The following is a 10,629-nucleotide window of genomic DNA, read 5'->3' as shown; positions in this document are numbered from 1 at the left end:
CCGCCGCCGTTGTGGTCGCGGACGGGATGGGGGCTACGCGCTGAAGCCGACGCTGGTCACGTACTCGTACTGGCCCCACTGGGAACCGAGGTCCACGATCACCTCCACCCACGCATCGTCCAAGGCCTCTTCGTCCCCGGCCTCCCACGCGTCCACGATCCGATCCCAGCGGCGCACATTCAGGTGCCGGTACTCGACCACCCGTTGCCGCGGCCGGGAAACCTGCGACTGATTGAGCGGGTGGATCTCCACCCGGGTTCCGCGCCCCTCGCGGTTGAGTCGTTCCTTCAGATGCCGCGCCACATTGGCCCGCCGGACTTCCCGATACGCGCGGTCGACGGCTTCAACGCTCTTCCGGCTCGGCTTACTCTTCCCGGAGAACCAGTTTTTTACCGTGGCTGGTTTGACGTCGAATCCGGCGCGGCGGGCGGCTTCCCTTTGGCGACCGGAACGAGTGAGGTAACGGACACGCGCCAGGAATCCGCGCTTCTCGGTTACCGGGGTGGCGATCCCCCCGGCAAGTTCGTCAAGTTTCTGAGCGACGGCTTGGCTTCCTTTTACGCCACGGGCACCGTACAGCCCAAACTGAATGTTCCTTCCCGGCATTCCGATTCCCTAGTCTTGGAGTCCCGCCCATCAAGGCGCCGGGACCGATTCTATCGAATTAATCAGGGTTCCTGTTGCCACTTCTAAGAACTGGACTGGGAAAGCCCTACGAAAAGACCCGGTTCAGCTCTGCAGAGCTGAACCGGGCCGTATGCCGGAGGGCGTCACAGATGTGAGTACGCCTGCTTGAGGGGCTTTCCGGTTTCAGCGTCGATGGCTGTCCGGTCCGGGCGGTATTCGATCGTGCGGTGCGGGGGCCGGATGCCTTCCTTCCAAGTGGAGCCACCGACCGCGACCGTCAACCGGACCGCCTGGTAGTGGTCCGTGACCGGGACCTTGACTTCCAGCCGGATCGGCATCGGGGCCTGCCCCTCCTTCAGAGGCTGCACCACCTCTTTCGCTGTCTGGTCTCCCGAATCAATGCGAACGAATTTTGCATTCTCGTCCGAGTCAACCCAGGCACTCAGGATTACGGATCGGCCGTCTTTACTCCACGACGCCAGCGTTTCCGTCTTGACTCCGTCGATGTTCAGGTCCGTAGCCGACACGCCTTTGTACGCGGCAGCCTGTTCTTGTTGCTGCTGACGCTTGTCGTCGTCGTCCGACTTCTGCCATACGACGGCGGAGGCGAGAGCCAGCGTCGCGATAGCGGCGACGTAGAGCCCGGTACGGCGACGACGGGCGCCGGGGCGGGGCTGGTCGCCGGCTGCGGGTTCAGGCTCGGGCTCGGGAGGAGCGGGATGCCCTTGGGCGGCGATGTCGTTGGTCTGCTCCCACCAGGCGGCGCCATCGTTGTTCCCCATGCGGGCGACGGTAGCGCGCAGCTGGGCGGCCTGGTCCCGGTTCCCGGACAGTTCGGCCACCTCCGCTCTAGTGATGAGCCAGGCCTTGGCCTGGGGAGAGTTGATGCCGTGGGCGGTGATGTCCTCCCGCTCGCCGAGCGCGGCGAGGTCGGAGGCCTCGTTGAACCGGCCCTCGCCCGCGGCCTGCAAAACGGCGTGATGCCGGTAGTCGAGCTGCGGTGCGGTGTAGAGGGTGTCGATGACGTTGGGCGGCAGGTCGAAGTCCAGCCCATCGTCGGTGGTGGGTTCCTCGTACTCCTCGTACTCGTAGACCTCTTCGGGCACCGCCTCCTTGTCCAGGGTCACGGCGGCTTCTTCGTCGTCGGCAGCCAGCACCTGCTGGGCCTTGCGGCGACGGGTCGAGGTGTCGGTGAGACGGGCCTCGTCCTCGTTGATGATGGTCTGGATGACGTCGACAAAGTCCGGGCCGACCTTCCACACGGCCTGTCCGGGTGCCAGGGTCGGGATCTTCTTGATGGCCCAGGCGGGCAGGCCGAGGATGGCTCCGACGATGGCGGCCTCTTCGGGGCCGAGGCGTCCGACGTGCGCGATCTCGCAGAGCTTGGCCAGGTCCTGGGCGCGGCCGTCGCCGAGGTCGGACAGAGTGTGCATGATCACCTTCAGCGACAAGGCGGCCTTGCGGGAGTTCTTCAGCAGCCTCTGGATCAGCTCGGCCGTGGCGGGGCTCAGGAGGATCTGCCACGCCTCTTCGAGGACCAGGTGGCGGTGCACGGCGGTCGACTGCCGCAGCCACACCTGCTCAACCCAGCAGGTGATGGCAGCCATGAGGGCGGGGATCGCGGGGCTGTTGCGGTCGAGGCTGGAGAAGTCGAAGGAGACGATGGGCAGGTCGGTGGGGGGCAGGGACGCGTCCGGGCCGTCGAACAGGCCGCGCAACGAGCCCTCCGTGTAGCGGGAGAGGGCGATCGCTACATCCACGCCCCATGCGGCGAGCTGTTCGGCCGGCCACCGTCCGTCTTCCGGATTCACCAGGGCATCGACCAGCCCGCCGAGCCGGTCGGCCTTGGGGGAGTTGAGAGCGTGCTGGAGTGCGTGCGCCGACTGGAGGGTGAGCGCGGCTGGTTCGGCCGCGGCGATCAGCGAGCGGATCAGTTGCTCGCGTACTTCGGTCCCGAACTCCAGGCTGCACGGGTTGAGGGTGAAGGTGCCGGCCTCCACGACCAGGCCGCCGAGGGAGCGGGTGAGGGCGGCCCACTCGCCGGCCGCAGTGTCCTCCCCGAAGGAGTCGATCACCACGGCCTGGTGGTTGTGGTGCAGGATCTCCCGGCGCAGCCAGACCTTGTCCGTCGTGGACTTGCCCGACCCGAGCCCGCCCAGGGCCAGGGAGTTGGTGGCGGGCAGCTCACGATGGTCGACCAGGACGGGGGACAGCCGGAAGGGCCTGCCGTCGGTCTCGGAGCGGCCGATCGGGACGCCGGGAAACGACGTGTTGGAGGCGACCAGCGGCGCCGTGATGGCGGCCTGTGTCGCGGGCAGACGGATCACAGGATGGCCCCCTTCCTGGTGGGTGCGCCGTGCGGGGTGGTCATGAGGTGGGCGCGCTGCTGCTGGCCGGTGAGCCAGTCCAGCGAGATGCGGTGCCGGTCGGCGGTCAAGGAGGCGTCCCAGCGGGCGTCCATGACCTCCTCAGGGCTGTCGCCCCACACAGTCAGATAGGCGTCGATGTCGACCAGACACGCGCCTTGTACGAGTGCGTCGCGGGTGATGTCGCTGGCCGCTGCGTGCGCCTCCTGCTTGATCTTGTCGGTGGTGAAGGCCCCGTTGGCGGCGTCGGCCCACTTCGCCGAGCGGCGGGACTGCGCGGCCGGCAGCGGCCGGTAGAGCACCGCCAAGGAGCGGTCCGCAGCGCGCTCGGCGTCCTGGCCGAGCAGGAGCTTGGGCATCAGGTCTCCGTCGGTCTCGGCGGGCCAGCCGGTGATCCGTGCGGTGGCCGCATACCGGCCGTCCTCAAGCGCGGCCCAGGTGGCCGAGCGGCCGGTCACGGCGGGGACGGGATCCGGGGTGCTCGGGGCCAGGACGCCGAGCGCGGCGAACTCACCCTCGATCGTGCCGAGCACGCGCTCCGGGTAGCCGACCAGGCCCTTGGGGATGTGCACGGAGATCGTCTGTGTGTGATCGGTGTAGTCGCCCACCCTGGCGTGGTGGACGGCGTGCACCTGGACTCCCGGGGTGCGGGCCTGGTTGGCCACGAACGTCAGCGCGCGGGCGAACGCAGCGTGAAAGCCCTCCCGCTGGTAGGGGTCCTGCATGGTGCCGTGGTGCGGGTACAGCGTCCACGTCCTGGTCGTGCCCGCGCTGGTGGCCAGACGGGGAGTGCTGCGGCGCTCGCGCCAGTGCCGGACGCCGACCGCCGCCCAGCGGGCGATCGAGCGGCGTCCGGGCGCGACGTTGATCAGTCCGGCAATCCCGGCGACGACGCCGAACGCCCAGATGGGCGGCTGCTGAAGCAGCCCCGATGCCAGGATCGCCGCCCCTGCCCCGGCGTTCGTCTTGGTGAGCACGACCTCTGCGGGACTCAGCCCGCGCTGGATGGCAGGGACGCGGAAGCCGGGGGTCAGGGAGTACATCGAAAACCCTCCTTTACGGGGTGGGGGTGGCCGGCCCGCCGCCCGGTCCGCCGCCCGACCGAGGCGGTGGCGGCGAGCTGGGCGGCGACGTAGGCGTGGACGGCGCGCGCCTGGGCGCGGGCGCGGCACTGGGGTTGGTGGCGGGTGCCCTGCCCGAACCTGCGGGCTGGTTGGCGGCGCGGGCCTGACGGCGTGCTTCCATGAGCCGTTGGGTGCGCGCGGCATCGGTGTTGATCTGGGACACTGCCGACTCGGTCGACAGGCGTCCCGGCCGCGGTCGAGGCCTGGCCCCGTACGCGGCGAACAGGACATCGGCGTCCTTGCCCATCGCGCGGCCCGGAGTGGGTAGCAGTCGCGGCCCGCGCGGGGTGTTCTCCTGCTCGTAGAAGTCCGGCACACCCACCCGCACAGCACGCCGCACCAGCGGGTTGGACGTACGGCTCTCCACCATCGACCGCGCCGCGCGGGCCATTCTGGGCCCGAAGTACGGCACTCCGTGGAAGATCATCCGCAGCATCAGGACATCGGCGGCGATCAGGAGCACAGCGTCCATCACCAGCGAGCCCTTGAACATGGCCACGAACGGGCTGACCAGCAGCAGGGCGAACGGCGCGAAGATCAGGCCCAACAGCCTCTGTGCCCACGCCTGCACGGCTTCCGTGTCGCCTCCCCGTGCCAGGGACGCCAGCACGAGCGGCGACAGGCAGACGAACAGCAGGATCCCGGGGTTGCGCGTCATGTACACCAGCACGGCGAAGCCGAGGGCGACGCACAGCGCGGCGATGATGATCAGGATGGCCAGAGGGTTACCCGAATCCGCGCCCTTTTGAAGGTCGTCCTTGATGGCGGCGAAGAGGGTGCCCTCGTTGGAGTCGAACGCGGCCTTGAATCCTTCGGACACGGCCCTGTTCAAGGCGAACACGAAGCCGGGCACGGAGGCCATGCCGGCCACAGCCACGAGCGTCCAACCGGTGGAGTGGCCCATTTGCTTGAGGCGCGGTGCGCCCTGCCACGCGGACAGGGCGCACACGGCCACTACGCACATGAAGATCGCGATAGCCAGGTGCTGGCCGAGCCACAGGAACGGGGAGAACACCGCGTCCCCGGATTCCTTCGGAGCCCACGTCTTGCCTGACGCAACGAGGCTTTCGATCTTCTCAATGAGCCAGTTAGCGAGGTCTTTGACGTGGTCGGAGGCGCCGTCGGTGATGCCGCCTCCGGGCCGTTCGGTGCCGCCGGAGTCGCCGTTGCCGTTGCTCCACTTCTCGCAGTACTTGTGGGCCGCGCCCTTGATGGCCTTGCACGGGTCGTCGTCGGACTTCTCACGGCAGTACTTCTGCGCCGGCGGAGCCAGCTTGCTGCACCCGTCGCTGGCCTTGTCCGCCGCGACCACTAGGCGGTGCTGGAGGTTTCCCAGTCCCATGATGGTCAGCTCTTGGCGTCGGTGACGGTGGAGAACAGGTCGCTGCCGTACATCGCCAGGATCACGGCGACGAACAGGGTGCCGATGGCCATGGAGCCATTCCGCAGCGCCTGCTTGGGGTCGTTGGGGGTCTGGAGAAGCATGCGGACGGCGATCACGGCGATCACGGCCGCAATGGCCTTGGTGACCAGGCCGACGCCGGTCATCCCGATGGAGTCGAAGAAGTCGGTGAATCCGGTAGAAAAGTCGACCGGCTTGGCGAGAATGACGGACTTGGGCATGGGTCAGATCTCCTTTGTGCTGCCGTGAATGGGTCGTGCGACGCCGAATAGGTCGCTCATGGAATCGAGAGGGTGGAATCCTACTTTGGATCCGGGCTTGGGCGCATCCAGCATGTAGCCACCACCGACGTAGATACCGACGTGGTGAATCCCCGATGCGCTCTTTCCGTAGAACACCAGATCACCGATCTGCATGTCGTCCGGATCGATCGGCTTGGATGCCGCGTACTGCGCTGCCGCCGTACGCGGCAGGGTGATTCCGACTTTCGCATACGCGTAAAGCGTCAGGCCGGAGCAGTCGAACCCTACAACGTCAGCCCCGGAGAACCCCCTGGGCGAGCAGCATGTTCCTGCACTCGGCCCGGAGGTGTTGCCACCGCCCCACGAGTACGGCTTGCCCAGCATTTCCTGTGCCGCATTCACAACCTCGGCAGCCTGTTGGGCCGTGACGGTTGTACCGGCCTTTCCGCCCTTACTTCCTTGGTTGGCCAGGGCGCTGATGGAACGGACGTAGTTCTGCGTCTCCGGGAAGTTCGGAACGCCCCCGGCATCGATCACCGCTTTGGGTCCGGCGTTGTAGGCGGCGAGCATGTTTGCCTGTTTGTCGCCGGGTACGTCCTTCACATCTTTGGCGAGGGTGCACAGGTAGTTCGCCGAGGACGGAATGGCGTCCTCAGGATCCTCCACGTCTCGCTTGCCGTCCCCGTTGCCGTCGATTCCGTACTTCTCCCACGTCGACGGCATGAACTGGGCAATCCCCTGAGCCCCGACCGGTGATTTGGCCGTGGGGTCGAAGCCGGATTCCTGGGTGAGGAGTGCGGCCAGAAGATTCGGCGTGACTTCCGGGCAGGTGTTTCCTGCGTCTTCGATCAGGTCTTTGTACTCGGCCGGAACGCTGAGGCTGAGCGCGGCGTTCAGGGCCGGGTTGTCGCCGGCGGCCTGGATGAACGCGGCCCCGATGACGAGCACGGTCGCCCCCGCGCCGATCGCGACGGCTGCTGTGCCAGATCGCAAGAGTTCCCCCTTCCTGCTGCTATTTGCTGTTTCCCCTGGTCAGCAGGGGTGTTTCGGTCCGCTGGGAGTCCGCTGGCGGCCCGCTGGGAGTCCGCCGACTCGGCGGGACAGCCCGCCCGCTGGACGGACTCCCAGCGGGTGTTCAGCGGACCGCCAGCAGGCTTCTGGCGGGTGCCGTGAGCGGTCACGAACCGGACCTGAGCGCGGCCGTCAGGGAGGCCAGGGAGTAGCCGCGCTCTACGCCCGAATCGTCCTTTCCCGGCCGAACACCCAGCAGCTTCGAGAGCTTCTGTCCGCGGACCACAGGCCGCGATTCAAGGATTCCGAGTGCTGGCGCCAGGTCTGCTGTGGCCATGAAGTCGACGCCCTTGTCCTGCATCAACTTGATTGCCTGCTTCAGCGGAGTGTCCGGACTTTCACTGAGACGCTTTTGACGTCGTTCATAGATTTCGTCGATGACGTCCCAGATGAACTTTTCCTCGAAGTTGAAGCCCCGGATCAGGGTGGACGTTCCGTGCGCAAACAGCACGGCCTGCCCCTTGATATTCGGGTTGAGGAGCTGCGGCTTGATGGGCGCCATCGTGGTGAAGTAGGAATCGCCGAGGGCGACCTTTGCCGCGCCTTCCGAGTCCACGTACAGGCAAATCCTGTACTGGAACTGTGCCCTCACGTTGACGGGAATCGCATCCTTGTCAGGGCGCTGCGTCGACATGATGACGGAGACGCCGCATTCCAGACCCTTGGCGACCACGTAACGTGACTTTTCTTCGACTCTCGCACAGAGTTCTTTCGACTCTTTCGAGCCGTTGTGCGTGTAGAAGTCGGCTGCCTCATCGATGACAAAGAGGCGCCAGCGGAAGGCCGGGGGAGGCTGCCGATTTACCTTGGCCTGTTCCATCTCGGCGTACCGCTTGTCGATGACGTCGATAAGGAAGTCGAGAATGGATTCCAGTACGGCTGGATCGCTGGACGACTCATAGCGAAGGGCGATCTTCTTGAAGTCGGCGAGCCCGACGAACTTTCCGTCGAGCAAAACCATATCGAAGTCGTCGCCATAGGCGATGAGCAAGCAGGTGATAAGACCGTTGACCAAAGAGGTCTTACCGGTCTGTGTCATACCTGCGACCAACATCGAGGCGCCTTTGAACGTCGACACTCCGCCCAATTCGCCGGTGACCTCGTGACCGAGGGGAATACCGTCGAATGCGCGGATCTGCTCACGACTGGGCGGGGTGAACAGGCGGCTGAACGGCGGCTCTTTGAGGATGAGGAGCTTGACCAGGCGCTCCGTCTCCCGGGACGTCTCCAGTTTGAGGTGCAGCCGGGTCACGTTGAACATCGACGCGATCGGCCCGAGCCTGCTGGCGACGTCCTCATGAGTCCGAACCTCGGGAACCAGGAACGTGTACCGGGTGCCGATGCCCGGCAGATCCTCTACCCGAACATCGGACAGCAGGATCACCTCGTCCCTGGCGATCGCCCCGGTGCGGGTCAGGGCCGCGGTCAGCTCCGGGTGAATGGGAGCGGCCGGCTCGGCATCGTTCGCCGCGTCGGGCGGAGCTTCCTGCACCAAGGCCTTGGACGGCTTCTCAGTGGGCTCTCTGGCCCATCTGCGGATGACTTCCGTTTTGACCCGCCAGGCCGCGTACCCGAGCGCGACCAGTCCGCCCACGGTAAGGAGTACCGCGGCCGGCCACGGCAGCCCCGTCTTGTCCTTGATGGCGTACAAAATGCCCAGGACAATGACCAGTCCGCCGATCGCGCCTGCACTCTGGCCGTAGATGTCCTCTACTCGGTCGTCGTGCCGGTTTCTCTTTCTTCCCATACTCCCCCCTGTATTTTGAAGATCAAGTAATCGCCGATGATAACTCGGCGCCTACATATGCCACTTGGGTTTTTGTGCGGCTTCGCCGGGTCTGCCCTGCGGGTCTGCGACGGCCCAGATTCCAGCCGTTCGCTCGCCGATTGGCTCACCGGTTCAGCGCTGCACGTCGACTGCGAGGTTTTCCGGCAGTCGCGACACAGCCCAGCCCGCGCGGTACGGGGGCTGGGCTGCATCGGTGGTGCCGGACGGGGATGTTCAGGTTCCGCATGTCGTACGACGATGGCACGGAGCACTGACACCGCGTCTCTCGGCGGGTCCCCTCAGGCCCCGTAAGGCTCCTCGGCCCCGTCCTCGTCGGCCGTCTCGGATGCGCCGGCATCGGCGGCTTCCGTGCGCTTCATCTCGCGGCACGCGTGGCGTACGCGCTCTTCGCTGCTGATGAAGCCGGCGGCATGCAGCGCCTTCGCGGTCGCCCGGTACGAGCGCGGCGGGTCTTCGCTGTAGCGCAGGTAGCGCACGACCACGTCGAGCTGGTCATCGTCCAGGGGCTCGCCAGGGCGAGGCACCGGCACGCCCTTGACGGCTGCGAGGTCTTCGAGGGTGACGGCCGCGCCGCGAGACGTGACAGGCAGGGTGGGCGCGGACGGCTCCCACCCGTCCAGCTCGGGCAGCTCGATCCTGGCGACCAGCGCCGGAAGCGACTTCTCGCTGATCGTCGTGGCGGTCGTCTCGGCCTGGGCGTGAAGCGTCTCAATCATGGTCTGCTGCGCCTTGAGCGCCGACAAGCGGTAGTCGGTCTCGGCCCGGGTCACCCGTTCGTTCAGCCGCTGGGCAACCCGAAGGAGTTCTTCCTTGTCCGCGGCGTCCGCCTCCATCTGCTCGATGCGGTCGGCGACTTCCTGCCGGCGGGTGGCGATGGCCTGCCGGGTGGCGGGTGAGACCTTGCGGCCGAGCGAGGGCAGCACGAGCCACCACACGCCCTTGGTCGACACGATCGCAACGGGGGTGAGGACCACGGCCAGGCCGAGTCCTTCGCCGGTTCCGGTCTGAATCAGGTCGGCCGTGGGGACGGCCGCGATCACGGCGGTCAGGAACAGGCCCGCCCGCCGCACCCGGGCGGCGCGTTCCGTGTTGTTGCCGGCCAGGATCTCGGTCGCCTGGAGCACGACCCACAGCGCGTCCAGCGCGGCCACGGTCGGCGCGGCCCACCCGCCGAAGTGCGGGACGAGGATTCGGTAGCTGACGGCCACGGACAGCACCGCCACGCCCAGCGTGATCGTGCCGAGCACGCTGAGCACCAGCGTCCGCGGCGACCAGGACAAGCCGTCCTTTTCACCCTTGTTCTTGAACATGGTTGCCCCCTTCAGGCCGCGAACGTGCTGAGGCGACGCTGGATGTAGTTGATGCCGGCGGCGTCGAAGCGGATGAAGGAGCGACCGATGCGCCCGGTCTCGGGGTCGCGGGTGTACGCGACGAGGACGGCGCCCTTCCTGTCGGTCTGCACGTTCATCTTGTAGACGGTGCCGGTGATCTGAACATCGGGAATGTCGAAGGTTTCCTCGACCTCCCTAATCGGGATCATGGTCTCGGCGCGGCGCTGCGCCACCGTCGGGCTGGTCGTCGCGTGGTCTGCCGAGAACAGCAGGTCGCCCTCGGCCTCACTCAGCGGCCGACTGTGCGCTGCGCGTGTCATGCTGATCTGCATCAGGGTTCTCCACTCGGATCCTGCGGACAGCCCCGGGGCCCACTTCCTCCGGGGCTGTCGTCGTGTCGGCTGCCGTATGAGCAGCCAAGGTGTGCGCGCTGTGCGCGCCGTGCCCCGGACCGGACTCGAACCGGTCGTGGTACTTCCAACGGGGCCCGCGATCTTCGCCCTTGTCTCACCGCGCGCCGGATCACTTGTCCGCCCGTGAGGGCGGCATGGGACAAGGTGCTGGCTAAGTGCAGTCGACGCTGCGCACGCGGCAGGGCTGGCTTGTCGCCGTTGCCTGTCCCGCATCTCGCCTGCGGGCCGGCGGTCCGCAGGGATATGCGGACCGCCGGCCCGCAG

Annotated in this window: 9 protein-coding genes; all 9 read right to left on the bottom strand. The window is 66.8% G+C overall.

The features are described from left to right. Positions 1-33: 33 nt before the first annotated feature. The 9 genes from CCN44_RS11345 to CCN44_RS11305 all read right to left on the bottom strand — a co-directional run bounded on the left by CCN44_RS11345 (position 34) and on the right by CCN44_RS11305 (position 10,284). Positions 34-606, bottom strand: coding sequence for a helix-turn-helix domain-containing protein (locus CCN44_RS11345; RefSeq protein WP_086697562.1), 573 nt, complete (start codon positions 604-606; stop codon positions 34-36). A 164-nt stretch (positions 607-770) separates the two neighbouring features. Further along, positions 771-2,954: a hypothetical protein gene (locus CCN44_RS11340; RefSeq protein ID WP_086697561.1), complete on the bottom strand. Its 2,184-nt coding sequence runs from the start codon at positions 2,952-2,954 to the stop codon at positions 771-773. Then, complete coding sequence (locus tag CCN44_RS11335) at positions 2,951-4,036, bottom strand: hypothetical protein (protein ID WP_086697560.1); 1,086 nt, start codon at positions 4,034-4,036, stop codon at positions 2,951-2,953. Before CCN44_RS11335 ends, CCN44_RS11340 begins: the two co-directional genes overlap by 4 nt. A gap of 13 nt (positions 4,037-4,049) precedes the next feature. Further along, a complete protein-coding gene (locus CCN44_RS11330; protein ID WP_158103091.1) occupies positions 4,050-5,459 on the bottom strand; it encodes a hypothetical protein in 1,410 nt (469 codons plus the stop codon). 5 nt (positions 5,460-5,464) lie between these two features. Next, positions 5,465-5,740: a hypothetical protein gene (locus tag CCN44_RS11325; protein ID WP_086697558.1), complete on the bottom strand. Its 276-nt coding sequence runs from the start codon at positions 5,738-5,740 to the stop codon at positions 5,465-5,467. Between the two features lie 3 nt (positions 5,741-5,743). Beyond that, on the bottom strand, positions 5,744-6,754 hold the full coding sequence (locus CCN44_RS11320) for a bifunctional lytic transglycosylase/C40 family peptidase (protein WP_086697557.1): 1,011 nt from the start codon (positions 6,752-6,754) through the stop codon (positions 5,744-5,746). A gap of 184 nt (positions 6,755-6,938) precedes the next feature. Next, the gene (locus tag CCN44_RS11315) at positions 6,939-8,579 is read right to left on the bottom strand and encodes an FtsK/SpoIIIE domain-containing protein (RefSeq protein WP_086697556.1); all 1,641 of its coding nucleotides are present in this window, start codon (positions 8,577-8,579) and stop codon (positions 6,939-6,941) included. A 320-nt stretch (positions 8,580-8,899) separates the two neighbouring features. Continuing rightward, the gene (locus tag CCN44_RS11310) at positions 8,900-9,931 is read right to left on the bottom strand and encodes a hypothetical protein (protein WP_086697555.1); all 1,032 of its coding nucleotides are present in this window, start codon (positions 9,929-9,931) and stop codon (positions 8,900-8,902) included. 11 nt (positions 9,932-9,942) lie between these two features. After that, positions 9,943-10,284, bottom strand: a complete 342-nt coding sequence (locus CCN44_RS11305) for a hypothetical protein (protein ID WP_086697554.1) — start codon at positions 10,282-10,284, stop codon at positions 9,943-9,945. Between the last annotated feature and the right edge of the window lie 345 nt (positions 10,285-10,629).

The organism is Streptomyces tricolor (assembly GCF_002155905.1).
GTDB classification, from domain to species: Bacteria; Actinomycetota; Actinomycetes; order Streptomycetales; family Streptomycetaceae; genus Streptomyces; species Streptomyces tricolor.
This window is presented reverse-complemented; position numbering and strand designations above follow the sequence as displayed.

Coding starts and splice junctions, on each gene's coding strand:
- CCN44_RS11325 (WP_086697558.1), bottom strand. CDS start 5,740: ATGCCCAAGTCCGTCATTCTCGCCAAGCCGGTCGACTTTTCTACCGGA.
- CCN44_RS11330 (WP_158103091.1), bottom strand. CDS start 5,459: ATGGGACTGGGAAACCTCCAGCACCGCCTAGTGGTCGCGGCGGACAAG.
- CCN44_RS11345 (WP_086697562.1), bottom strand. CDS start 606: ATGCCGGGAAGGAACATTCAGTTTGGGCTGTACGGTGCCCGTGGCGTA.
- CCN44_RS11335 (WP_086697560.1), bottom strand. CDS start 4,036: ATGTACTCCCTGACCCCCGGCTTCCGCGTCCCTGCCATCCAGCGCGGG.
- CCN44_RS11315 (WP_086697556.1), bottom strand. CDS start 8,579: ATGGGAAGAAAGAGAAACCGGCACGACGACCGAGTAGAGGACATCTAC.
- CCN44_RS11305 (WP_086697554.1), bottom strand. CDS start 10,284: ATGCAGATCAGCATGACACGCGCAGCGCACAGTCGGCCGCTGAGTGAG.
- CCN44_RS11310 (WP_086697555.1), bottom strand. CDS start 9,931: ATGTTCAAGAACAAGGGTGAAAAGGACGGCTTGTCCTGGTCGCCGCGG.